At 41.2% G+C, this 22,398-nt stretch carries 39 protein-coding genes and 1 pseudogene; 7 read left to right on the top strand and 33 right to left on the bottom strand.

Annotated elements, in window-relative coordinates:
• From SB028_RS07000 to SB028_RS06920, 17 genes are all read right to left on the bottom strand, one after another.
• Nucleotides 1-1,026, bottom strand: a complete 1,026-nt coding sequence (locus SB028_RS07000; RefSeq protein WP_164526641.1) for a DUF2184 domain-containing protein — start codon at nucleotides 1,024-1,026, stop codon at nucleotides 1-3.
• The gene (locus tag SB028_RS06995; protein ID WP_318860007.1) at nucleotides 1,026-1,514 is read right to left on the bottom strand and encodes a hypothetical protein; all 489 of its coding nucleotides are present in this window, start codon (nucleotides 1,512-1,514) and stop codon (nucleotides 1,026-1,028) included. Before SB028_RS06995 ends, SB028_RS07000 begins: the two co-directional genes overlap by 1 nt.
• A 2-nt stretch (nucleotides 1,515-1,516) precedes the next feature.
• The gene (locus SB028_RS06990; protein WP_318860005.1) at nucleotides 1,517-2,569 is read right to left on the bottom strand and encodes a DUF2213 domain-containing protein; all 1,053 of its coding nucleotides are present in this window, start codon (nucleotides 2,567-2,569) and stop codon (nucleotides 1,517-1,519) included.
• Between the two features lie 325 nt (nucleotides 2,570-2,894).
• Complete coding sequence (locus SB028_RS06985) at nucleotides 2,895-3,701, bottom strand: phage minor head protein (protein ID WP_318860004.1); 807 nt, start codon at nucleotides 3,699-3,701, stop codon at nucleotides 2,895-2,897.
• Nucleotides 3,667-5,085 carry a DUF1073 domain-containing protein gene (locus SB028_RS06980; RefSeq protein WP_318860003.1) on the bottom strand — a complete coding sequence of 473 codons (1,419 nt, stop codon included), beginning with the start codon at nucleotides 5,083-5,085 and terminating at the stop codon, nucleotides 3,667-3,669. The genes SB028_RS06985 and SB028_RS06980 overlap by 35 nt, the downstream gene beginning before the upstream one ends.
• Complete coding sequence (locus SB028_RS06975) at nucleotides 5,082-6,425, bottom strand: PBSX family phage terminase large subunit (RefSeq protein ID WP_318860002.1); 1,344 nt, start codon at nucleotides 6,423-6,425, stop codon at nucleotides 5,082-5,084. Before SB028_RS06975 ends, SB028_RS06980 begins: the two co-directional genes overlap by 4 nt.
• Nucleotides 6,418-6,816: a terminase small subunit gene (locus SB028_RS06970; protein WP_196571439.1), complete on the bottom strand. Its 399-nt coding sequence runs from the start codon at nucleotides 6,814-6,816 to the stop codon at nucleotides 6,418-6,420. The genes SB028_RS06975 and SB028_RS06970 overlap by 8 nt, the downstream gene beginning before the upstream one ends.
• Before the next feature lie 10 nt (nucleotides 6,817-6,826).
• A complete protein-coding gene (locus SB028_RS06965; RefSeq protein WP_161748292.1) occupies nucleotides 6,827-6,964 on the bottom strand; it encodes a hypothetical protein in 138 nt (45 codons plus the stop codon).
• A 30-nt stretch (nucleotides 6,965-6,994) separates the two neighbouring features.
• Nucleotides 6,995-7,153 carry a hypothetical protein gene (locus tag SB028_RS06960; protein WP_318859539.1) on the bottom strand — a complete coding sequence of 53 codons (159 nt, stop codon included), beginning with the start codon at nucleotides 7,151-7,153 and terminating at the stop codon, nucleotides 6,995-6,997.
• Complete coding sequence (locus SB028_RS06955) at nucleotides 7,150-7,356, bottom strand: hypothetical protein (protein WP_318859540.1); 207 nt, start codon at nucleotides 7,354-7,356, stop codon at nucleotides 7,150-7,152. The genes SB028_RS06960 and SB028_RS06955 overlap by 4 nt, the downstream gene beginning before the upstream one ends.
• On the bottom strand, nucleotides 7,353-7,937 hold the full coding sequence (locus SB028_RS06950) for a hypothetical protein (RefSeq protein WP_318859541.1): 585 nt from the start codon (nucleotides 7,935-7,937) through the stop codon (nucleotides 7,353-7,355). The genes SB028_RS06955 and SB028_RS06950 overlap by 4 nt, the downstream gene beginning before the upstream one ends.
• A gap of 274 nt (nucleotides 7,938-8,211) precedes the next feature.
• Entirely contained in the window at nucleotides 8,212-8,403 is a 192-nt protein-coding gene (locus SB028_RS06945; protein WP_318859542.1) for a crAss001_48 related protein, read from the bottom strand.
• An 18-nt stretch (nucleotides 8,404-8,421) separates the two neighbouring features.
• The gene (locus SB028_RS06940; protein WP_318859543.1) at nucleotides 8,422-8,601 is read right to left on the bottom strand and encodes a hypothetical protein; all 180 of its coding nucleotides are present in this window, start codon (nucleotides 8,599-8,601) and stop codon (nucleotides 8,422-8,424) included.
• 141 nt (nucleotides 8,602-8,742) lie between these two features.
• Nucleotides 8,743-9,135 carry a hypothetical protein gene (locus tag SB028_RS06935; RefSeq protein WP_318859544.1) on the bottom strand — a complete coding sequence of 131 codons (393 nt, stop codon included), beginning with the start codon at nucleotides 9,133-9,135 and terminating at the stop codon, nucleotides 8,743-8,745.
• The gene (locus SB028_RS06930) at nucleotides 9,122-9,454 is read right to left on the bottom strand and encodes a M15 family metallopeptidase (protein ID WP_318619889.1); all 333 of its coding nucleotides are present in this window, start codon (nucleotides 9,452-9,454) and stop codon (nucleotides 9,122-9,124) included. The genes SB028_RS06935 and SB028_RS06930 overlap by 14 nt, the downstream gene beginning before the upstream one ends.
• The gene (locus SB028_RS06925; protein ID WP_226693055.1) at nucleotides 9,441-9,722 is read right to left on the bottom strand and encodes a phage holin family protein; all 282 of its coding nucleotides are present in this window, start codon (nucleotides 9,720-9,722) and stop codon (nucleotides 9,441-9,443) included. Before SB028_RS06925 ends, SB028_RS06930 begins: the two co-directional genes overlap by 14 nt.
• 8 nt (nucleotides 9,723-9,730) lie before the next feature.
• Nucleotides 9,731-10,120 carry a putative holin gene (locus tag SB028_RS06920; RefSeq protein ID WP_004916901.1) on the bottom strand — a complete coding sequence of 130 codons (390 nt, stop codon included), beginning with the start codon at nucleotides 10,118-10,120 and terminating at the stop codon, nucleotides 9,731-9,733.
• 225 nt (nucleotides 10,121-10,345) lie between these two features.
• Here SB028_RS06920 and SB028_RS06915 point away from each other — a divergent pair, with 225 nt between their 5' ends.
• Together SB028_RS06915 and SB028_RS06910 are read left to right on the top strand one after the other, a co-directional pair.
• Nucleotides 10,346-10,822 (top strand): hypothetical protein, encoded by a 477-nt coding sequence (locus tag SB028_RS06915; RefSeq protein WP_318859546.1) that lies wholly within the window; start codon nucleotides 10,346-10,348, stop codon nucleotides 10,820-10,822.
• A 2-nt stretch (nucleotides 10,823-10,824) separates the two neighbouring features.
• Nucleotides 10,825-11,001 carry a hypothetical protein gene (locus tag SB028_RS06910; RefSeq protein ID WP_310989978.1) on the top strand — a complete coding sequence of 59 codons (177 nt, stop codon included), beginning with the start codon at nucleotides 10,825-10,827 and terminating at the stop codon, nucleotides 10,999-11,001.
• Between the two features lie 510 nt (nucleotides 11,002-11,511).
• On the opposite strand, the gene SB028_RS06905 is transcribed toward SB028_RS06910, so the two are convergent.
• The 15 genes and pseudogenes from SB028_RS06905 to SB028_RS06835 form a co-directional block, all read right to left on the bottom strand.
• Nucleotides 11,512-12,012 carry an antiterminator Q family protein gene (locus SB028_RS06905; protein ID WP_161752100.1) on the bottom strand — a complete coding sequence of 167 codons (501 nt, stop codon included), beginning with the start codon at nucleotides 12,010-12,012 and terminating at the stop codon, nucleotides 11,512-11,514.
• Nucleotides 12,009-12,200: a hypothetical protein gene (locus tag SB028_RS06900; RefSeq protein ID WP_318859548.1), complete on the bottom strand. Its 192-nt coding sequence runs from the start codon at nucleotides 12,198-12,200 to the stop codon at nucleotides 12,009-12,011. Before SB028_RS06900 ends, SB028_RS06905 begins: the two co-directional genes overlap by 4 nt.
• Nucleotides 12,201-12,352: 152 nt before the next feature.
• Nucleotides 12,353-12,871: an HNH endonuclease signature motif containing protein gene (locus SB028_RS06895; protein WP_318859549.1), complete on the bottom strand. Its 519-nt coding sequence runs from the start codon at nucleotides 12,869-12,871 to the stop codon at nucleotides 12,353-12,355.
• 142 nt (nucleotides 12,872-13,013) lie between these two features.
• A pseudogene (locus SB028_RS06890) lies at nucleotides 13,014-13,656 on the bottom strand (recombination protein NinG).
• The gene (locus SB028_RS06885; protein WP_318860000.1) at nucleotides 13,628-14,107 is read right to left on the bottom strand and encodes a hypothetical protein; all 480 of its coding nucleotides are present in this window, start codon (nucleotides 14,105-14,107) and stop codon (nucleotides 13,628-13,630) included. The pseudogene SB028_RS06890 and the gene SB028_RS06885 overlap by 29 nt, the downstream one beginning before the upstream one ends.
• Nucleotides 14,100-14,330 carry a DUF3310 domain-containing protein gene (locus tag SB028_RS06880; protein ID WP_318859551.1) on the bottom strand — a complete coding sequence of 77 codons (231 nt, stop codon included), beginning with the start codon at nucleotides 14,328-14,330 and terminating at the stop codon, nucleotides 14,100-14,102. The genes SB028_RS06885 and SB028_RS06880 overlap by 8 nt, the downstream gene beginning before the upstream one ends.
• On the bottom strand, nucleotides 14,327-14,770 hold the full coding sequence (locus SB028_RS06875; RefSeq protein ID WP_318859553.1) for a YbcN family protein: 444 nt from the start codon (nucleotides 14,768-14,770) through the stop codon (nucleotides 14,327-14,329). The genes SB028_RS06880 and SB028_RS06875 overlap by 4 nt, the downstream gene beginning before the upstream one ends.
• Before the next feature lie 14 nt (nucleotides 14,771-14,784).
• The gene (locus tag SB028_RS06870; RefSeq protein ID WP_318859554.1) at nucleotides 14,785-14,958 is read right to left on the bottom strand and encodes a Lar family restriction alleviation protein; all 174 of its coding nucleotides are present in this window, start codon (nucleotides 14,956-14,958) and stop codon (nucleotides 14,785-14,787) included.
• A gap of 2 nt (nucleotides 14,959-14,960) precedes the next feature.
• Complete coding sequence (locus tag SB028_RS06865) at nucleotides 14,961-15,326, bottom strand: hypothetical protein (RefSeq protein ID WP_318859555.1); 366 nt, start codon at nucleotides 15,324-15,326, stop codon at nucleotides 14,961-14,963.
• Entirely contained in the window at nucleotides 15,323-15,529 is a 207-nt protein-coding gene (locus SB028_RS06860) for a DUF551 domain-containing protein (RefSeq protein ID WP_318859556.1), read from the bottom strand. The genes SB028_RS06865 and SB028_RS06860 overlap by 4 nt, the downstream gene beginning before the upstream one ends.
• A gap of 54 nt (nucleotides 15,530-15,583) precedes the next feature.
• Nucleotides 15,584-16,438 (bottom strand): ATP-binding protein, encoded by an 855-nt coding sequence (locus SB028_RS06855; protein ID WP_318859557.1) that lies wholly within the window; start codon nucleotides 16,436-16,438, stop codon nucleotides 15,584-15,586.
• 3 nt (nucleotides 16,439-16,441) lie between these two features.
• On the bottom strand, nucleotides 16,442-17,257 hold the full coding sequence (locus SB028_RS06850; RefSeq protein WP_318859559.1) for a hypothetical protein: 816 nt from the start codon (nucleotides 17,255-17,257) through the stop codon (nucleotides 16,442-16,444).
• Complete coding sequence (locus tag SB028_RS06845) at nucleotides 17,257-17,925, bottom strand: GIY-YIG nuclease family protein (RefSeq protein WP_318859560.1); 669 nt, start codon at nucleotides 17,923-17,925, stop codon at nucleotides 17,257-17,259. The genes SB028_RS06850 and SB028_RS06845 overlap by 1 nt, the downstream gene beginning before the upstream one ends.
• A 138-nt stretch (nucleotides 17,926-18,063) precedes the next feature.
• Entirely contained in the window at nucleotides 18,064-18,405 is a 342-nt protein-coding gene (locus SB028_RS06840; RefSeq protein ID WP_260282495.1) for a lambda phage CII family protein, read from the bottom strand.
• A 158-nt stretch (nucleotides 18,406-18,563) separates the two neighbouring features.
• Complete coding sequence (locus SB028_RS06835) at nucleotides 18,564-18,773, bottom strand: helix-turn-helix transcriptional regulator (protein ID WP_004247477.1); 210 nt, start codon at nucleotides 18,771-18,773, stop codon at nucleotides 18,564-18,566.
• Between the two features lie 105 nt (nucleotides 18,774-18,878).
• Between SB028_RS06835 and SB028_RS06830 the strand changes: the two genes are divergently transcribed.
• The 4 genes from SB028_RS06830 to SB028_RS06815 all read left to right on the top strand — a co-directional run bounded on the left by SB028_RS06830 (nucleotide 18,879) and on the right by SB028_RS06815 (nucleotide 21,610).
• Nucleotides 18,879-19,523: a LexA family transcriptional regulator gene (locus tag SB028_RS06830; protein WP_318859996.1), complete on the top strand. Its 645-nt coding sequence runs from the start codon at nucleotides 18,879-18,881 to the stop codon at nucleotides 19,521-19,523.
• 49 nt (nucleotides 19,524-19,572) lie between these two features.
• Nucleotides 19,573-20,481, top strand: a complete 909-nt coding sequence (locus tag SB028_RS06825; RefSeq protein WP_318859995.1) for a hypothetical protein — start codon at nucleotides 19,573-19,575, stop codon at nucleotides 20,479-20,481.
• 443 nt (nucleotides 20,482-20,924) lie between these two features.
• On the top strand, nucleotides 20,925-21,242 hold the full coding sequence (locus tag SB028_RS06820; protein WP_318859994.1) for a hypothetical protein: 318 nt from the start codon (nucleotides 20,925-20,927) through the stop codon (nucleotides 21,240-21,242).
• Nucleotides 21,243-21,256: 14 nt separating this feature from the next.
• The gene (locus tag SB028_RS06815) at nucleotides 21,257-21,610 is read left to right on the top strand and encodes a hypothetical protein (protein WP_318859992.1); all 354 of its coding nucleotides are present in this window, start codon (nucleotides 21,257-21,259) and stop codon (nucleotides 21,608-21,610) included.
• Here SB028_RS06815 and SB028_RS06810 read toward each other — a convergent pair.
• Nucleotides 21,597-21,878, bottom strand: a complete 282-nt coding sequence (locus tag SB028_RS06810; RefSeq protein ID WP_318859991.1) for a DUF2622 domain-containing protein — start codon at nucleotides 21,876-21,878, stop codon at nucleotides 21,597-21,599. The two genes, SB028_RS06815 and SB028_RS06810, sit on opposite strands and share 14 nt — an antisense overlap.
• Before the next feature lie 166 nt (nucleotides 21,879-22,044).
• On the opposite strand from SB028_RS06810, the gene SB028_RS06805 reads away from it, so the two are divergent.
• Nucleotides 22,045-22,287 (top strand): hypothetical protein, encoded by a 243-nt coding sequence (locus SB028_RS06805; RefSeq protein WP_069367904.1) that lies wholly within the window; start codon nucleotides 22,045-22,047, stop codon nucleotides 22,285-22,287.
• Nucleotides 22,288-22,398: the final 111 nt, after the last annotated feature.

The following is a 22,398-nucleotide window of genomic DNA, read 5'->3' as shown; positions in this document are numbered from 1 at the left end:
TTACACCCCTAGCATTTGAGCAAATAAGAACGGCTGAGTGATTACCGCACCGTAAGTTGCGCCAGAATATTTTTGCTTCCAGCTTGAGGACATTGTGATAACTGGGTGAGCGCGAAGCTTTTCACTAAACGCACAATAACCAGCACTTTGACCTTGGGCTGTTTCAACAAACATCTGGATCAACTCACCAGCATCAGTGTCGTATTGTGGCGCGACTTCAATGCGTAGATTAGTGAACGTATCTTTAACCATTTTTTCAACAGAGTTGCCAAAGATTTCATTTGATTTTTTAAACCAAACGGAAGCTTTAGGGCTCATTGCAAGAACTAATGGAGATGCCATATCAACACCATCACCCACGGCACCATTAGTGCGAGCAATCAGGTCTGCATAAAGTGACAGGATATCGTTATAGATATCGATAATTTGCTTATCTTTCCACTGCGTTTTCCCATCAACTGTAGCAGGGGTGATTGGTGCTGGTAATGCAGGGTCATTCAGAATGCCGTAGTTAAGCAAACCTTCAACACCATAGAAGTAGAACTTATTCTGCTCCTGATTCATAGTCCAAGCTGCGGCGCGTTGTTTTTCTGCAACATAAGGCAGCATAGCTAAACCATATCGCTCTTGCTCTAACTCACCGTAAGTTACCATTGTTTGATAACGGAACACTTGACGATTTTCCCATGCGTTTGTAACTTGGTTTGCACCTTGTTCGCTGTAATCATCATACGCGACCACGTCACCAGACTGCTCAACGCGCTGGATCATCATGGTATCTTGTGCCCATGAACCTTTCTTTCTCTCACTTAAAATGTCAGTTGCTTTTTGCTTAGCAAAGATAGTACGGACAATTTCAGGATCAATAAATGTTGAAACGATAGCAGGAATACCACCGTTCGCAGGCATGGATGGCTGAATTTCCGCATCCATAGCGAATTTAGTCACAGAAGGCGGTAGGTAAAAACCGCGAGATTCTGCTTCCTTTTTAAATGCTGAGAAATCAGCCTGTGTTAATTGTGGCATTATGCTTTGCTCCATGTAGAAATTACGAATAAATCACCAACAGCGGCAGCACTTGCTACATACCATTCGGTTTCGATTGCACCATCAACAGTTGCGCCAGCATCACCCGTTTTGATTGTTCCGTCTGCTAATACCGCAAATACTTTCTGACCAACAATCGCTTGTGTTGCTGATTTAGCCCAAAAATCACCACCAACAATTGGAGATGCTTCACGGCCTTTCGGGATTAACAAGCTATTGCTTTGTAGGTAATCAATGGTGGCATTAGCATTGTTGTAGACAAAACCAACTGGCTTGCCAGTACCTTTGTTGTTTAATTTTTTAGGGTCTTTCGCGTCACGCCAAGCGAAACGACACATATTAAGGCCGTTATCACCTGCCTTGAACGCACCGACACCGCCTGCTGCTGCAACAATTGGGCTATTAGATGCTGGTTGACCTTCCTGACCTACGCCAGAGTAAAGGCGAACACTTGATTGAAATGCCATAGTTATTTATCTCCATCAAAGAACTTGCGAACATTATCGCGAGAGGATGCCGCAATAGGTGCGGAGTCTTGAGCCATCGTAGGCACTTTTGAGTAGGCATTGAAAACAGAACGCAGTCCTGATGCAGGAATTGATGCGTAATCTTCACAGCCCATTTGCTTTAAAGCTGTACGATAAACATCTTCTGCACTATCACAGGCCAGTTCTCCAACGACTGGACGAACATCACGTTCAGCTTGACGTAACTCCATAAATTTACGCTCTACTGCGCTAATAGCGGCATCCATAGCCATTTTGTTGTCTTTGGCTTTTTTGTCGTCACTTTCATCGTCAGCAGTTTTTTTAGACTTATCGTCTTCATCATCACTGTCGTCTGCTGCCTTCTCTTTTTTATCAGAGTCTTCATCATCAGCAGTTTTGTTTTTTTTGTCGTCTTTGTCGTCATCTTCATCTTTAATGACATTTCCGACTTCTTTTTTCACTTCATCTGGATCTGCATCACTAGCTAATTTAGGTAGCAAATACGCCCAAAGTTTTTCTAATTTTGACATCAGTTTGATTCCTATTGGTTTCGAGTCATAAACAAATACGTCGGGGCCTGCCCGACCACTTGGCACTATGGCCACATGGTTACAAACGATGTCACGCATTACGCCATCGTATGTTTCTCCCTCATACTCTCCCGCTGTCAAATCAAGTCGATAACGATAAGATGAGGAAATTTCTTTTTGCTTCTCAGTTTCAACGCCGAGAATTGAGTCCAGATCCCAAATAACCATTGAGTTTTTAAGATAAGTACCATCGAACTCTGCACGCTCTCCAGTAGAGCCGACAATTGCGTCTTTTGGTGGGTCAATCACGGTTACGCCGATGTGTTTATTGAGCACAGGCTTATTATTGAATGTACTGACAGCTTTCTTGAGTTCTTCAGGGTCACGTAGCAGACGATAGGCTTTATTTGGGTCTAAACCTAACGCCTCAGAGTCAGGTATTTCCTTGCCGTAGTAGATACACACGTTAGCCTTGCTGATTGGGGTTAATGCTACGTGCATCATCCCGTCCTCGTCGTAAGTCCTAACGCTTGCTTTATCAAAGGCAAATTTCACATCTTTCATGGTTTACCTTCGTTATTAAAATTAAATACATTCAAATCCACAGATAGAGAACTTTGTCCATCCGAGAGCTTTAACCTGCTCGCGAAGCAGCCTTAATCCATCAGCAGAGAATAAAGTTTCAGGATGGAAGTAGTCATCACTAGTAGCTTGAATTTTCGAGCTTTCAATCATTCCTTTAGGGCTTATCCCGATAACGCTTATAACTATGTGTCTCTGCATAGTATTTATTTCACCCATAAAAAAAGACCACCGAAGTGATCTGTTATTAGAACGGCAACACGGGTCGCCATACGCAACCGCAATTAGGCAGTTGACCTGGCATAATATATTCACCATCAATCAAACAGCCTTCAGATAGCTTAAATCGCTTTCTTTCTCGACCTGCTTTAACGTGACTATGGCGAGGTTTATTACCACCGCCACTATGCACCCACTCAGCCTCAACGATACCAGCAGCTTGTTGCCTTGCTGCAGATAACGCACTTGTTGCCTTGCGTGTTTGGTCACGAGCGATAAACTCAGCCCTTCGCCGTGTAATGCCGTGACGCTTGCCAAAATTACGCTCAATTTCATCAGCAAGCATTTTTCTATCACCGCCACGAGCAACGGCGCGATATACCATACCTTCTACTTCAGTAAAGTATTTCTCAGGGATGGAGCGGATAAGAGAAACATTCTCAGCAATGATCGCCTCACGCTTCTCTAACATGGCGTCTGTCCATTGCATATTGATAGTCATAGATTCGCGCCTAGCTGCAGCCAATAAACCTCTATCGACTGCATCTTGCGTTTTATCCATTAACTCATCTGATATTGGAAGTGCCTTATTAATGAATCGGTCAACCCATTTCCTTGCTAGAGAATCAAGCAGCCTTTTGATAAAAGTAACAGGGTTAGCATCCATAGCTAAATTAGCATCCTGAGCGAGAGGATTACTGAGAATAGCGTTAACTATTTCGCGCATAACCTCATCGTTCATTTCTCTAATTTCGGCTAGCAACTGCCTTTGATACCACTTGATATTGCCAGCATTATAGTTAATAGGCTTCAGTCTCGTCGTTTTCTGGTTCATAATCACCATCCAAATTTTCGAAACCTGCACCCTCTATACCCTTGAGAGCATCTCTGGCTTCCTCTGAGCTAACCAACATACTGTCAGCAGCAACCGCCACAGCATCAACGCGAATCTTCGTGATTTCAGCGCGTTCTTTTTCGCTAATCTCATCAAGCGGCCTGAACTCAAAGTAAATATCCTCTTTTATTTCTCCAAACTCTGAAAGTTGGATAATCTTGAAGATATTCTCTAAAGGTCGTCTTAGATTTCCGTCCTGATACCCTGACACAGTTTCATGCCACGTTGATAACTCTGACTCGCCCGAGGCATTTAAGCCTGCAGGAGCGTTCCCTAACAGTTTTAAATTGGTGATGCGCGAAGGAATACATAGTTGATCCTGATAGTTTGATAGCAGATTGGATAATTCACTTAGCGAAGTTTGCATGTGAATTAAATCTTCTTCTGTATCTATTGCCCAAATACCGAAGTTATCCTGATATTGCGTAAACATCTTGATGCGTTTATCAAACTCGCCAGGCATTTGTAACCGCGCGTCCATATCAGTTTTAAGCGCCCTCATTCTCAATGTGCGGAGTATCTTAATTACGTTTTTCTTAGCATCACGCCAGTCAACAACGTAATCCTCCATTAACTGAGTGAGAGATAACCCGCCAAAGTTGTATGACGGCTTGAGAATATCTGGCACTGGTCGACTAACAATGTCCATAAACCTTGATTCATGAACTGTTTTGCCCATAACAAACCACGCGCTTGGTTTATAGAAATTATCAGCTAACGGCCACTGCGTGTTGTACATGGCAGGATAAATCCAAGTCGGATCAACAACTCTAAGGCCTTTTAGTGATCCTTTTGGTATCTTCCTTGGGTCTAAGAATAAAGGCTTCTCCAACTCATCATCTGTCTTTGCACCAGTATCAATGTAAACATGAGCAACACCATACTGAGAGTCTTGCTTAACCGCATCGTGAATTAATCGCTTTACATCATATTTAACAAGTGCGTTTTCCATCAGTTCAATATCAGGATCGCCCTCTTTACGACTTTTAACTTCAATCCAGTTACGGGTCATCTCATCAGCGAATACGCTGTGCATATTAGAGTATTCAACTTGCTGAGACATTGCCGCTAACTGTGGGTATCCACGAAACCCTGAATACTCATCACCAATCGACATCGTATTAAGCATATCGTATGGCGTGGCATCCATTGCAAATACAGCTTCCTTTTTAGATTCAGGAACTACACCAGGCAATGGCTCATATCGCTCGAAGTGAGCATATTTTTTCTCTTCACCTGATGTGGAAGCTTTTTCTAAATCAATATCTTTAATCCTGAACGGTTGTTTTCCGACAGGCTGTTGTGTTTTTTTACTCTTGCTCATCGGAGTATCTCGTCTGGAATACGGAATGGTTGTTTAGCGCTAGAGAACGCCATAATGAACGCATCGGCTTTATTGGGGCTTGGTATGCCACGTTTCTTCATATCCTTTTTACTCTCAACCTTTACGCGTCCGTTACTGTCATAATCGACTTGAGGGCGTGATAACTCGGCTTTGAGGTATTCGATATCTTTCATCTCACTGGATATGCTGATTAACTGGTCATCGGTGAATTTGTCGCCATGCTCGATAGCCCTCCAAGTGTTATAGAAGCGGTCAGCAACTAATTGCCATTGCTGCGCTTTCAAATCGGAGAACATGTCCTTATTGGTTTTTCCAGGCTTATAGTTACTTTCTGGCTTCTCTACGGAAGCGCCAGCATTAAACCCAACAGTAACAATGCGATTATCTTTACGATTAAATTGAGCCTTAACGCCAGCCCCCATCCCCACGCTGTCGTATATAACTGTGTCAGCATTGACTTTTTCAGCATAGGTATAAACGTGGTCTGTGCTCCAAATGATATCTTGACCTCGCCACTCGTTAACTTCGATAGCTACTGAGCCGTGTCGCAATATTGTTGCGTTTGAGTCGCCACCATCATCAGCAACGTCGAATCCGACAATTCGCTTACCTCTTGGCTCAAATCCTAATTTGATATGCGCATCGACAGCCGCCTCAATCCACGCAGGCTTGATAATTGCTAAAGCGGAGTCTGCAACCGGTTCGCCTAGCCAGATATGTCGGTATAACTCAGGATCACGTTCTTTACACTCTTCCATTTGCTTAGGAAGTGGTGTGTCGTAAAAGTGGGGATTAACATCGTAATTAGCTTTGAGGACTATTGCACCCTCTGGTGGCTTAACAACGAATCTCTGGTAAGTGTCATCAAGAATGTTTTTCGGGTTGAAGCTTACCCATATCTCAGCGTTTTTATCACCACGAATGGAGGGGAGCAATACTTCCCATGAGTCTTTAACTACCGCCTCAGCTTCTTCTATCCAGCAAATACCTACACCTTGAATTGATTTAATCTTATTGACGTTATTTTTGATACCAGCAAATACGAATGAAGCGCCAGTGCCAAGGTGAATAATTGTGTTCTTTTGTATCTCGAACTCGTTCGTGTAGCCTAACCTGTCGATGGTTTCACAAAGCAACTTATGTACTGAGTCACTAATCGAACCCTGAAACTCACGAGTACACAGAATAACTGTTTTGACTCTACGTGATACTTCAATCGCTAACTCTGCAAAGAAATAAGACTTACCGCTACCTCGACCACCGTAAGCCACCTTATAGGGGGCGCTTTTTGCAAATGGTTTAAAGTAAGGGTTAGCCATCGAATATATCCTTGATAGAACGATTCTCGACTTTCACGTCAGCGGTTAGATCGATAACAACTTTATCCAAGCCAGTTAATCTAGCCTTGCCCATTGTTGCCGCCACTGCCGCTGATGCCTGAGGGGTTTCTGCGGATAGTGCTTTTTGTCTAGCCTCTTCCAGCTCTTTAAGTAAATCAGAAACAGTAATGTCGTGCTTTGTCCTGTGCTCTTGTTGAAGTTGCGCAACCCTCACCGTAACCTCACCGTTATTCAACAATTCATACGCTTTTGAGTTTATTGAGGTTGCCTTCATTTTATCTGTGGCATACGCCATTCGATAAGCTTCAGACGCATTACCTGTTTCGACGTATGCCTGACAGAATTTTTCTTGCTTAACTGTCAGTGCCATATCCATTCCTTTAAATTTCTTTAAACACAATTTCTTTCTTAAAACAGAGCTTCATTAACCAAGTGCTGTTAATTAAAGCGCCGATAATAAACAATGGATACATATAACGGCGCAGTGTCATTTTGTAATGCAGTGTTCCTGTTTTCATATTCCACCCAATAAAAAAGGCCACTAGGGCCTATTTGGTTTTCTGTTTGTTGACTAGCTTGCCTAACTCTCGCTCGACGATTTCAGCAACTATCCACCCATCATCAACCCTGCCGCAATGTAAGTATTCAAGTGATTGCTGTAATTGACGATAGAGAATGGATAAGTTTGCTTTTTCTTGTTTGGTCATACTTTCTCCTTAGCAAACTTACTTGCCCACACCTTGGCAATATGTAAGCAGTCGTCAAACATTCGCCCTTTTCTACTTGCTTGAGAGCTTCGGCGATAATGATCTACCGCCATGTAGCTCGCTCTACGACAAACAGGTAAAGAAAAGCCGAGGTTTTTTAACTCGGCCAGTACGTTCTGCTCTATGAATTGTTCGTGGTTCATGCCGGCTCTTCTCCATCTGGAAATTCGCCCATATCAGGTAAGGTTAATTGTGATAGTTCTTTAATTGCCTTCTTCGCTTTGCGTATTTTCTTTAAGTGACGCTTGCGTAAATTCATTAAGTCACTACCTTTCCTGCCAAAGTTCTCGAACGACCAACTATCGGCTGCCACTAATCTATTTTGCATCTCATTGATAGTCAGGCTTTTAAGCTCATTCATATCAAGGTTTGCTAACCCCGTTTGTGGTTTTGACTCTTTTTCTGCTAGATCAAGCAACCATCGACGCAAGGCTTTCGCTACATCTGTCTTAGATAAGATCCCTACCAAGTGAGCGCCTCTAATCGAAAATATTCTTACCCTCTTATTTTGTATCTCGTTGTTTTTATTGCTAACGGTCAAGTTGACCGTCTGAGACATACCATCGGTAAATTCATCTTTGTTTCGATTAAAGATACGAGTCACAGATGATTCATCTTTATACTCAAGTAACTCTGAAAGCTGTTTGTTGGTAAACCAAACCTTTCCATCACCATTGTCAAATGGGATAACTTCATTGCCTTTAAAAACTAATTTATCTGACATGATACTGTCCTTACTTAGTAATGAACCCTTGCCACATAGGAAATCAGCCCATCGAAGCAGTATCAGCTATAACTGATCACCTCAAAGGCTCATTCCTAAATAACGGCTCGATGCTTTTAGATGTGTGTGCATGTGGTGCACATGGTGAAATGCGATTTAGCTCGCAGCTTAGCGATACACTGCTAAGCCACTTCTAGTCTGTTCCTAGCAGTCAAGATAGTGATCACTCTCCTTAATGGATAAACGATTTATCTAACCTTGTCGGGGTTGTTCTTTAGAATCGCTCAATGCGCTGAGATAAAGTTTCAGAGTAACTGCGCATATGACCTAATTGATTGCTCAATAACTCTTGGTCGCGATGCTCTAGCGTCTTGCAGATATCGCCATTAATGAAAGTTGTCAGCTTTGTGATTTTGTCGTCTAACTCAGATTTCTCATCTACTACTCGTTGTTGATGTGGTTGCATTTGATACTCCTGTAGGCATTAAAAAGCCCCGCTATTGGAGGCTCGTTGTTCTAGTTCATTTATCTTCTTATCCAATTTAGCTAACTGGGATTTCCAACTCGCTAGAGAGATAACATTTTCAGCAGGTGTCTCATCAATGAATTCAAGAACCTTATTTTTAGCTGACTTTAAGTAAGCCAATTCAGACTCTATGCTCATTTCATCACCTGTCTTTGTTGTTCAATTTCCCGTATTGCTTTCTTGTCTGAGTTACATTGCTCAATAACCGATAACAGGGAGATGTTTAACATTAACGATTCTCCCCATGTCATTTGCTCTGGTATGTAGGGCAATAGACAATCAGCGGTTAGGTGTGCCGGTATCGCTATGTGCTCCATTGGCACGTATTCTTTCTGAATAGTCGTGCATCCTGATAAGAGCGTCATTAGGAATAGCAGTATTGGCGCAATCATTATTGATAAGAACAGTTTTGATAACCGTTTTAACTTTTTCAGAATCCACGGCTGACCTATTCCGCTCTTCGCTATTAAGTGATGAGACATTATTGATAATCCTGAATGTGCGGCTGGCGTTTTCTGTGATTGAGTTTTGGCGAGATAACTGATTGGTTGCTGTGTTGTAATCTTTTCTCAGTTTGTCGTAATCATCTGTTACCCACCATAGCCAGAATGCGGATATTGCCAGTAGTCCAGCTAATACCTTAGTTAGCGTGTTCATATCATTTAACGCCATTGTGCTCTAACGAGTAGTGATTGCCGTCATTGAATCGACCTCCCCACGTACCACCAATAGATTCCCAGTATTCACCAAGTAATTTATGGTCACTTGATGCCGTTAGATATTTACCGTCTTTAAATAGGTTGAAATCCACAGCTAGGCGTTGGGTGTGTAAGCTATTTTTAATACCGGAACCTGATTTGGCATTTAACTGCGCCTGCTCTGGTGTTCGGTATGCTTCCGAGAATGTCAGCTCATATCCGTTGTTGTAGGCAAAAATAATTAAGTCCGCAATCATGCGAGTGAACTTGCGTTGTTTCTCACCGAGTGTCATTTTTACTAACCCCTCTAAATATTTGCATCACATTCCCACGACTAAGAATTATTAGTGCGCATAGCGTGATATTGATTCCAACCTCAAATGGATCTGCATGGGCGTAGTCATTCGTTAATATGCGTAGTGGGATAGAACCAAGCATAACAATGAGAACCCATGCTATAAGTGACGGAAAAAATTTGTATTTAGCGCCGTTACGCTCATAGTTAACAAGACGAATAACAGCGAATAAGCATGAGAAAAAATTGACGTAAATCCAAAACATTGAGATGGTCATCTTCCACCTCCTCTGAATTTATCTATCAGGTTGTTAATAACGTTGTTAATACTGTCGGTGAGAGCACCAGGTTTAGATATTGTTACCAACACACCAACCAAACCAGCCGATGAGAACATTGCACCAACAGAGCGATCGACTTCTCTATCTCCGACAATGCCACTCAGCAGTGACGACATGAAATCAGCGCCTAATATCCCGATAGCAAATGCAACCGTGAAATATGCCCATCGCTTTAACAGCCGGATATCATGAGCGGACAATACAAATATCACCGCCCCTGCGAACGCACCGATAACAACGCCTGCGTCCATACCTGAATAGAGACCTACAATAGAGACACCCGCTAACGAGGCGGTTGCTGTGCCTGTTAACGGCTCTTGCATATATGTAGTCCTGATTAGTTAATAGAACGCCGACTCACAGCTCTTATGTGAAGTGATTAGTGTGTGATTGATTCTGTGGTCGGCATATACGAAAAAAGACCGCCTAAGCGATCTTCTGAATGTGACTTACATCAAATATTAAATAAAATATAAAGTAAAACACTTTACATATAAAGTAAAACGCTTTACCATATATTCATACAAACAAGATTAAGGAATACAAAAATGATTATCACTCACGCATCAGCAACTAAAATCGACGAAGTTAAAGACTCTGTTCACTACGCGCCATTCTTCAAAGGGTGTCTTTTTTTTGGCAGTGAAGATAACGACTACAATTTAGCGGGTCGTTGTAATTTTCAATACAATCTAGATGTCAATAACGTTATCCGTGCAAGTCGTTTTTTCTATGAGCACGATACTGATGAAAATGCTGTTCAAGATGTTTTCAGTATGATGCGTGATGATTTTAGTATCGATGTTGATGATAGTGAGTTAGCTGATTTATTAGATGGAACGACAAACATTAGTGAATATGAACACAGCTACGAAGATGACGGACAGGCAAACTGGGCTATCCAACAGTTTCAAGGCATTTTAGCCCACAAACTAGGCTATGACTGTGCAGAGTCATTTGATGAGCAGGGTACTGTTTATATCGCATACTGCGTTAATCGTAAATTACAAGAAGTAGAGTGCTAATCATGCCACTACAAGAATATATAAAATTGCATTACAACGGGAATAACGCTGAATTTGCTAGAGCTTGCGAAGTAAAACCACAACAAATCACGCAATGGATAAATAAGGGATTTATTGTTGTTGGCGATCAACTATATAGCCCACGCAGGGGGTTGCCTTCAGTCAGTAGTTCGGAATAACCGAACATGTGAACTATCCGGTAATTCCGGAGAGTTGGATATCCACAATGCAAATAAGCACTCTGGATAAATATCAATAACTTAACCTATGTTACCCTCATCAATGAAGGTAACACCCTCGAATTAGGGGGGATTAAAATAGTGGAATTACACCAGATTGGAAAACGAAACGGGATTAATTGTTAATTTCTTCGGCATTTGTTTGGCGACAGACCGATGAAAAAACAATTAACCCCGCCCAAAAGCACGGATGACAAGTGTGCTTTGTTATTCTTTTTTGGTACATAGCAATAGCTAGGGACACCAGATATCCGTCGACCAAAACATCATCAGGTGTCCCTAATCACACAACTCTCCAAAATGAAGAGTGTGTATATTTTTTAACCCAGCCAATGACTGAGTTCAGATAACAAAAAACCCCGCCGTAGCGAGGTCTTGAATGAGGTAAGTAAACTTAAGAGTCACGTAAAGCAACTTACCTGATTAGTATTGCTAATTTGATATTATAAGTCAATAGCAAAGTTCAGTTATTTTCTTCACTTTAGCCACACGTTTGCGATTATTCATTGCATTTCGCAGAGGTTCGTATAACAACCACTGTGCAGCTTTGAGTTTTGCATCAACATCATTTCTGCAAGTTCCAAGTGATGGCTTTTTAAATCTATTTCCCCCTCTCGTTTGCATTTTGCGTGGTTTTGCAACTCGGTGATAGTAAGATGCAATCGACAACTTAGATGAACCGTGAGCGTAATAACTGAGTAATATTCCATAAGCCTGTGTGTCAGTGGCGATGACTGAATCTACGACCTGAGAAATCAACATTCCTTCATCGTCATTGCACATAGGTCTTGATGGGGCTGTATTCGGTTCGACCGTCTTCATAAACTTATAAATCATGTTTATCATGCGTCCAGACCGACCTGATTGAACCCATGCACCCCAAAGCTCTAACCATCCATCTAGCCAGCGAAATTGCTCATCCGTTAATTCCTTTTCTCCGATATAGCTCATCTCGCCTCCGGTAATACTGTGTGATAATCATCATTCGCAGTTGTATATAAAATCCTAACACCATCCATCAGCCCGCTTACCACTTCCATATAGTCCATAACCTGCATTACACAGAAGTTAACTCGACCGCCTGATCTGGATTTTAAATATCTTGCTTCTTCAATAGCTGTGATTAAGTCAGTGAACATCTTTCAGCTCCTTTACCGTTCTATACTTAGATGCGAATATGTAAGCTCTTCTTTTTGCTTTTGCTATCCGTATATTTCGCCTATACCTGAGGTAGTTGTAAGGAATCCAAACAAACAATAAAATCCCCCAAGTTATAACTGCAAACCATGCATCAGGAGTCATTCTTCAGCTCCTTTAACTTGGCTCGGTAGTGGGATATGCAGGACTCAACGTGGGCATTTTTATATTTAGGGGTGTAGCCACTTTCAGGGATAGTTGATATGTGCGTCTCTTTTTCTCCATAAATAGCGTCATACGGTGATGAGCCATTTTTTATTCTTCTGGAAATTGTTCCTCTTGAAACTTTAACATTGGGCATTCTGCTCCACTCTGTTGCCGTCAATGTTATTCCATTACATGTAATACCCACTCTCCTTTTCTTGGTGTATTCTTTCTGATGCTTTCTAGTTCTCATCACATTACATCCGTTACATAAGAACCTAAGATTTTCTGGCGAATTATCTTTAACATCTTCATTGATGTGGTCTACGTGCACCGTACTCCAATCAATCGTTTTCCCACACTTATTGCAATTCATTGGGTTATCACTATGTAACTGATGCATAACGACGCGGTGTTCATATACATATCCGTTTTTCATTGCCAATGGATGATCTGGCAGGTATAGCATCTGATACCCTTTCGCATTATGAGTTCTGAGCGACCGTATTTTCTTTTCGTAGCTTCCGGTTCTCATCATCCTGAAATAATGCATTTGGCAAACCATCTGCGATTTATACATGGCTTGGCGATCACATCCGGCAACCTTGCACTTACACATTTAGGTCTCCTTTTTTCTTCAGTTCCTTCACTTTGGCTCTGTACTTATCGCGGATTCGGATGTAATCCTCTCGTTTCCAGTGCGGTATCTCATGCGGACCACGTAACCAGTCAACTAACTCCAACCCAAACCTTTCAACCAGCCGCAGCTCGTATTTCTGAGTGACGGTGGCATTTTTATGCGAGAATTTACCGGCTCCTGCATTACATGATTTGCATTGTTTGTATGCGTTTTTCTCCTCAAATCGGAGTTCAGGGTGAGCACCAACAGACAAAAAATGACCGCAGTCCCATTGACCACCATGGAGATCAGGGGGGGTTGGTTTCACCACAGCTAATGCATGGCTCATTACGGTCTCGAAGTCGGATGAATTGATTAAATGCTGCTTGGGCTTGTTGTCTGAAATATGAGAGGGGTTTTACTTCTAACTTGCGGGCTTTGAGTTTGTCTTTTGCTTCTCGTTCTTTTTCCTGGTTCTCCTTTTTAAGTTTTGCTAATGCTTTTTCTCTATCTTTATTCCTTCGTTGCTCGGATAATTCAAATCCATGTTCCGGGCTACACCAATTTTGAAAGCTCTGCTTTGGAATAAACCATTCTCGGCATATTTTACAGCGCCGTCGCCTTAGCTTCTGCATCTCCCTCTCCTTTCACTATTTCCATCACCTCAAGATGCGGATATTCATTTACGCACTCGTCGCAAACGTAAATTTCATCATCTGTTAGCTGTCTATTGCATGACCGGCAATAAACACAAGAGTCTTTTCCAGTAACAACAAGCCCTCTGCTAATCCCAACTTTAGCGATTAAAAACCCCTTCTTAGTCAACGCTTCAATATGGGTTTGAGCTGCATTAGCCGACTTCCACTTAAAGTGCTCGGCTATTTCCCCTCTCGTTGGAGGATATTTATTTTCAGAGATGAAATTTTTAATAAATGACAGCACTCGTCTTTGTCCGGATGGTAACGGCTTATCACTTTGTTTCGCCTTTACCTCGTTTTCAGATTGCTTATTTTGTGGCTGTAAACATTGAGGGATAACCTCCATCCACTTTTTCATGTTCTCTAATGCGTTATTTCTCTTAGCCATTGCTTCCGCCCTCCATCTCACTAACCATCCGTTCCATATACCAACGAGCCTTTTTCAAATCTTCGACTGGGTTAATTTTCTTTTCGTATCGCCAGACATATTTTTGAATATTACCTTTTAGATAGCCTAGAAACGCCTCTTTGGTCATACTGGCTTTTATGGCATCTATGCACTCAATATCACCTGATGCATAGTGTGGTGGGTTATTTACGTTGTCTGTCATTCTTCTTGCTTCCTTTTCAATTTCATATACTCACTGTTATCAGGTATCGTCACGAAACAATTTATACCTACCGACCAGCGCTCAACCTGCTCCATGAAGTGGAACATTTCACCCGTATCAAGTTTTGATGTTTTCCGAAGTGTCCTTACGCGCTCTGTAAGCTGTGTAGTAACGTCAACCATATCGACAACCTCATAACCTAGGAATGTATGCTTAAGCATTTCCTTAACGGTTTCTGGTGTGTAATTGGCGTTGTTCTTACATAGGTATTTACTTATCTCTGAGCACCACAAATGAAAAGTGGAATTCTGAGATAGTGAACGCTTGTTTTTCCAAGGCTTGATAATGATTCGGTGTGGTTGGTTTGTTGCTAGAACTTCTTTGAGGTGTTGCCATGCGGTATTTTTGGTTGATTCGTGGAAGAGAAAATCTGCTTCCAAGTTAACCTCCTATATCACTCACTGTTAGCTCTCCTGTTCCATGCTGCTATGGCTTCCTGCTCTGATGGTTGCGCCATGTCTCGATATTCACAACAATGACAAATTACAAACCACATTGGGTATTTCAGTTTTTTGGCGACACCAACTTTTGTTGATTCACATTCAGGGCATTTCTTGAGTTCGTCCATAACTATCCTCGCCTATCAAAATCACGCAGCCAAACTGAAATGTTTGTATCAACAATTTCTGTTATTTCATCTTTTTTGCTTCGCTTGCAATTTATGTACGTTACTATGCTGTAGAATGGGTAAAGAAATGGCGTTGATAGCGCAATTGATAGCATGAAAAACAACGTCAATAGAGTCATAGGTAACTCTCTAATCTCACTATCTAGCCAAAACAACCAATCACGAGTTTTCATATATTCACTATATGAATCTGCAACATACGCCATACAGTCAATGAAATTAAAATCATATCCCGCTGTTGCCGCCCATGTTGGCCTGTGAAGAAAATGCTTGAACGTTACTGGATGTTGTTTGTAATACTTCATCATTCACCCTCTGGCATTGGTGGGAGTGGCGGAATACACCAATGTGTAATTTCATTTTCGATAGTGCGACCACAGCTATAAAATAACCCTGTTTTGTGGCTGTAGTGACCACTGTTAACTTCTTCAAGGTCGGCGTCCCAAAGAATTACTTGAGTGCGGTCATCAGGCAATCTCTCGCTCACCTTAACCCAATTAATTCCCTGCATTAGATGCCTCTCTCTATTAACGTTGTTGCTTTCATTTAAAAATCCTCTTGCGTGTTAAGCGACTTGTTTTCTGGTTCGGTAGCTATCCCATGTAAAAGCCAGCGTGCAACCACCGCCGTCATTCATCCTGTCAATAACTCGCTCTCCAATGAATGCGCCTAACTCCTCTCTAGTTTGGTTGCTGATTAGGATTGTTGGTTTCATCTTCTCGTAACGAGTGTTGATGATTTCAAATAGGATCAACTTTTCCGCCTCAGTGCCAAACTGCACACCAACTTCATCAATGATTAACAAATCTGGTTTTGTGTAAATCCGAATAACTTCAAACTCTGTTTCGGTAGAGTCCTTACTCCAAGTAGATTTAAACTTTCTTGCAATTCGTAAGGCCGTCGTGAATAGCGCAGAATTTTGATAATCCTCAACGACACTTTTCGCAATAGCTAATGCCAGATGATTTTTACCAGTACCAGGCTTTCCGCACATCACTAAACCACCGCCATTTTTTAGGCGATCTTCCCATTTTTTAACATAGGCTTTGCAGACATTGAGATTGTATTGAGCGTCCTTGTTCACAGCCTCGTAGTTATCCAATGTGCAAGATTTAAAGCGCTCTGGTACATGAAGTTCATCAAGGAGTTTCTCTGTAAGTTTCTTCTTGAAACGCATGTCATAATCACGCTGTTCGATCTTCAAGGCTTCCAGCTCCTCCACGAGACAGTGTGGGCAAGGTGTTGGTCGTGATGGAATTGATATCGCGGTTTTACTTGAGCGAGTTCTGGCTTGATATGCGCCATGCTTAGAGCAGGTTAATTCAACAATCGTTACTTCGGTGTTCGGTATTTCTGCTGGCGGTTTACTTAGGTTTTCAAGTTGCCTTTCGATTTGCTCGATTTTGTCTGATAGGTTCATGATTTAATTCATCCATGTTGGCGCATCCGTTTTACCGTAGTCCTTGGATGCAAAATTCTCGTTTACAGCTCGCTTAGGTGGCGTGGCTTTCCATGAATTACCTGAGTTCTTGTTTTGGTAATTTAACTTCTGGCTTGCAGTGATAAACCAGTTTTTAGGCTTAGCGGCTCTGAACTCGATATCCAGTCGTTTTAGCTCATGCACCAAGTCGATGTTTGAATACAGCGATTGCCATTCAGCAAAGTCTTTGTGGTTTAAGCGGATCACTTCTCCCTCGAATGCATACTTGCTCGACATTTGGTGAATACTTGCAGATTGATTTTCTGGCTCACTAGGACAAGCCGTGTTTTCGGCTTGGGTGTTATTAGGAATCAGGTTAAGGGAATCAGGAATCAGGTTAAGGGAATCAGCAGGATTTGTTGTGTGCTCTTCTGGTTCTTGTACTGTGCTTGTATGGTGCTCTTCTGGTGCTCCTTTGTTTTCAGTAGGTTGCATTACTTGTTCTGGTATTTCACTAGCCGCTTCTTTTACGTGAGGGTTCTGATGTTTCTTCCAGTTGTTAATCTGAATAAACTCATTTCCATCTACTGCATATCTGGTAATAAAGTTTTTACTGTGTAGTTGTGCGAGTAATTTTTCACAATCAACGTCATCGTATGGCAAAACCATTGCTTTAATTTTACGTGGCTTATCTTCTAAGCGACCTTCTCTATCTGCAATGGTCCATAAACCAACGAATAGGATTCGTGCAAATGGATCACATTCAGCAAGGTCATCATTAGTAAAAAAGCCTGGTTTAATATTTCTTGCTCTAGCCATTAGAAAGGCACCTCCGATCTGTTTGCTAATTCAGGGTTATGTTTCTTCCATTCCTCTAAGTTTTGACCTATTAAGCTTTGCATTAAATAAGCTGTATCCTCTTTGAAGTAGAGGGCATGAGAGGTGTTAAATCTCTTCGAGCAAAAGTGAACAGCAAGTCTTATTAATCTTTCTGCTGTGGCAACTTTGCAACCAAAAACACTAACGTTAAGAGAGTCAAATAACTCGCCAAGATGTAATTTATCTAGACTTTCAGTGCATATGATGTCGTATGAGTCAGCCAACACTTCAACTTTATCCCCGACTCTCGCAATGCAGACTTCCTCACAAGTTTCAATAATTTCTTCTAAATCACATTTAAAGAACTCTCGAGACTCATTTATTCTGTATTTGTCCAGATAGTCATGAACAGTGGACTCATCATTACTAGGAAATTCAGAGTAAAAAGATGCTTCAACTTTAAATTTGTCTGGAACGCCAGTTGCGGAGGATAGCTCTTTGGCTCTGTTTTCTGGCGAGATAGTTGTCATTCCGACTTTATATATGCCCGGCATATACTCATTGCTCAGAATATAAACCCAGCCCTCAACCCTGAAGTTAGTTGGAAGAGATTCGGTCTTGGATACTTCACGGTTGAATTTCATTTCACCTAAGTGACCAACGCTCATACCTAGCGACCTCCATATCTATTTGTTAAGTAAACAGAATTCATATATAATTACTCCATTAATTAGCTGTATAAGACAAGAGAAACCTAAATTTCTCTTGTCGTAATTACTGGTTATTGATACAGTGTATTTGTTAAGTTAAATGGTTAAGTCTATTTGTTGAGAAGCCTCACCATTCGCAGTGGTTGAGGTTTTTCTTTTTGGTGCTTTGACATGTTCAAGCATCTGAATTAATGCCCTAGCCTCATCACCTTGCAATATCACTGTGTCATCTGGTGTCTCATACCCAATAGCAACTAAAAGCCTTGCACAACGTTGTATGAAGCTTAATTGCGTTTTAGATTGTTGAGATTGCCAGCGAGATATCTGTGATTCGTGAATACCCGTTCTTTTCGCTACTTCTCTAGCGCCAGTAACAAGTATCCCTTTCATGATTTTTGATTCGATTTCTCGAAATTTGCGTTCGTTTGATAGTTCCATTTGTTAAATTCCTTCTTAGATTACTTCTCGTTAGAGAACAGCAGTAATGATCCGTGGCTCATTCCATATGAGCGGATTGTTTGGTGGGTAAATCTGTCGCTTTATCAGCGACTCCGTAGCAGTCAAAAACCCTGCGGTTGTTAAAGAACGTGGTGAAATCAAGCTACTTTTGGAGGAAAAACGTCGTCTAAAGAACAATTTGCCCCTAATTTTTGTAATGCTTCAACAATGGCTCGGCAGTCATTTAAGCTAGGAGTTCTAATATTTAACTCATAGTTGGCAATGCGAGACTGCCCCCACCCTATTGATGAAGCTAAAACAGCTTGAGAAATTCCCAATTTTTTTCGCTGTTCTGCGATGTTATTCATGTGTGTATCCTCCTTGTTTATACCCCTATTACACACAATATGTGATTAACTGTCAACCACAAAACGTTTAAATACATTTATCACGGTTTGTGTTAAAAGGTATACATGAAAAAAGTAAATGAAGTTATTGGCGAAAGGTTAAAATCCATTCGTGAATCAAGAGGATTAAGTCAAGCTCAATTAGCTAAATTGTGTGGCTACTCTGCTGCGTCCAGAATAGGAAACTATGAGCTTGGAGAGCGTAAGATTAGCGCTGATGATGCAATTGTTATAAGTGAAGCACTTGGTATATCACCTGCTGAATTAATGTTTGGCAGTCAAAGTGATCAAGTAATCAAGAATTATGAATACCCTCTCTTCACGAAGGTACAGGCTGGCGCTTTCTCAACAGAATTTAACTCATACACTCAGAAAGATGCTGTGTCGTGGATACCAACAGCTAAGAAAGCGAGTGAGCGATCTTTCTGGTTAGAAGTTGAAGGTCAATCAATGACAGCACCACCAGGAGGAAAACCAAGTTTTCCAGAAGGAATGCTAATTCTGGTTGATCCTGAAGAAGAGGTTGAGTTCGGAGATTTCTGTGTCGCTCGCCTGCTGAATGATGAATTCACATTCAAACGATTGATTAGAGATGGTGGTATTGAGTATCTAGAGCCATTAAACCCTCGTTTCGACCTGATTCCTATTAACGGCAACTGCACAATCATAGGCAAGGTAATCAAGTCACAATGGCCTGACGACACGTTTTAGGGTGTGGAAAACACCCATTTGGAGAACATAAAATAACTAGGAGAATCAATTGAATAGAGGTAATTTACCGTCAAGTGGTGATCAGTTAAATTTACCACTTAGACCAGTAAAAGAAGCTGAGATTGAAGGTATCCAAATGGGCGTGTTAAGTGATGGAACACCCTATTTAACTATGCGAGGCTTAGCTATGATGTGCGGTGTTGCACCATCGGTCATACAAGGGCTTGCGTCAAACTGGCAGATGGAGAAACACCGACCTAGAGGAAGAAAAATACAGGAATCATTGATTGCTCAAGGTTATACAAATAAAGATTTAATAGTTAGGATTTGGGGCGTTGGTGGTGAAAATCACGCATATACCGGCTCTGTGTGTATGGCGATACTTGAATATTATGCCCTTGATGCAACGGGTACAGGTAATCAAAACAAAGCTAGAGAAAGTTATAGGATTTTAGCTAGAGACTCATTCACTAGATTTATCTATGAGAAGACAGGATATAACCCGCAACAACAACTCAATCCATCATTCATTAGCTACCAAGAAAGGGTGATGCTTAACGACCAGCTTCCAGCTAATTATTTTTCAGTATTTAGAGAAGTAGCCGATTTAATAATACACCTCATTAATGGAGGGCTTCCTATTGATGATACAACAATGCCCGACAATAGCGTTGGTCAGATATGGGGACGCTATTGGGAAGATAATGGATTAGAAAAAAAGTATGGGCCAAGAGTGCGATATGATCACACATTCCCTGGCAATTATAGGCAATCCATTGCTAATAGTTTTGTAAAGCCATGGATTTATCCAATTGAAGCGTTGGGCGTATTTAGAAAATGGCTATATGCTAATTACTCAATAGAGAACCTACCTGGATACCTTAAACGCAAGAAATTTAATAATATAAATGAACTTCTTGAAGCAGTGAGAAGACCAGAGCTGCCAAACAAACACTAACCCCACCCAGCCCTCCCTGCGAGGGCTTTTTCGTGCCTCTACCCCTCCAAAGAAGTGATCTGCATTCCAATCTTATGTGACCAACAACACATTTCGTGTTTATTTATCATTTATTTTATATTTCAAATCATCAGCTTAATTTAAAAACAAACAAATAAACACATTTTGTGGTTGACATTAAAATCACAATTTGTGAATATACTATCCATCAACGGAACACAGCACGTTGATGTTCTTTAACAACGATGATGGCGAGCTGTGTATTAGCTATCAGAACGGTGGCGCTGATAAAGCGTCAACCTTCTCAGAAGGTTTTAATGAGTACAGGGTATTCACCCCCACCATAGGGAGATTTGCCCCGACATGGAGAACATCCCATGTATAAACAGAAATAACATGGTTTCGATCCCTGTGCTCATTAAAGCCAACTGTTTGGAGGATATATGGCAACTATTACAGTTAAAAAGTCACGCAAGCCTGAGTTTTTACGTGGATCATCTGCAAATAGACGTCACGCCAGACGGAAAGCAGAAGCTATTGCAAAAAAGAATATTGAATTGAAATTAGAATCAGTATTTCCTCAGGAGAAAAGACTTACATCAGTAGAAAAAACGCTGTCATTAAGTCACATACCGGTTACTAGAAATATTGAACCTAAATACCAACCATCGGTAGATAACTGTTGCTTACCTAATGTAGCAATATTTTCAGGAGTTAAAACAAAACAGCCGAGCCGTGAGTTCGGGGTTACGGCACGTTAAATAGGAGATAGGAAATGAATATCGAACAGGTAGAAAAAGAGGCTATTGCAACTTTAACTGGCTTAGCAGAGGTAATTAAGGCAAAAACTGAAGAGTTAAGTAAATTGAATATGGAAGACCTCCTTGTCAAAGAGAGGTCGGAAAGTAAGTTTTCAAACCTTACGATTGAATCACAGCAATTAGCTCGAGAGCTATTAGCTGAGTTAATCAAAGATAAGTACAAAAATACGCACGACTTACCAGATGGAACTATTAAATATCTCGGTAGTCGCCTTGTTGAAGCTCTGCATAACTTGGAAAACGATAAACCAGAAATCGGAGGGGTTGGCTCCGATTGTATTATGCAAGAAAATATTAGTGCCGGTTAAGACCATCCCATTTAACAAGTTTGGCTTCAGTTACAAGAATTTTTGCATAAAGTCTAACCGACTTAGCCACCCTAAAGGCAGTGTCACTTACCGTGTTTATGTCAGATGACCCATTGTAATAATACTCAGCATCAGGCAAGTCATACTTAATGCCACTATCGCTAGTTATATATTTAGTGAATCCATATCCGAACATTAAATCATATAACTTTTGATAGTCTGAATAGTCGGCATCAGGTAATTCCACTCTTACTATAAACATACCCATTTAAAACATTCCTTATTTTGACTGTGGAATAACCAATATATCAATTTTCCTTGACTGTGGAAAGTAAGGAACCACCTCGCCTGACGTGGTTAAAAGCAGGCACAGTTAACTAATTACAGTCCATTCAGTGGGCTGTGGTGAGTTGATTAATAGATAGGAGATAGAGATGGAGCGCATTCCAGAAGTTGATTTTGAAGATATGGAACATGGAAAGACATATCTCTGGTATCGAAATACAAACGATATTGATTTTGCTTGGTTGAGTGACGATGGAAAGCACTTAATTACACCTGAATATTTCAATGACAGCATTCCTGACTATTGGGAATTAAGCGCTGGTCTGGTTGGCGTATTGTATGGTCCGGTAAATATCGAAACAGCCGTCAAGCCAGATGAAACAGAGGAATAACGGAGGGAGTATGACAGACAAAACAGAAGTTAAAGAATTGATGTTGGCTGATATTTCTTTTAGAGATTATCTAGCCGCCGAAGCTATGAATGCAATGTTAAAGGCTAGGGG

It is taken from the genome of Proteus vulgaris (genome assembly GCF_033708015.1).
In the GTDB taxonomy this organism is placed as follows: domain Bacteria; phylum Pseudomonadota; class Gammaproteobacteria; order Enterobacterales; family Enterobacteriaceae; genus Proteus.
The sequence above is the reverse complement of the archived record's forward strand: the minus strand, read 5'-3'. Positions and strand labels throughout refer to the sequence as shown.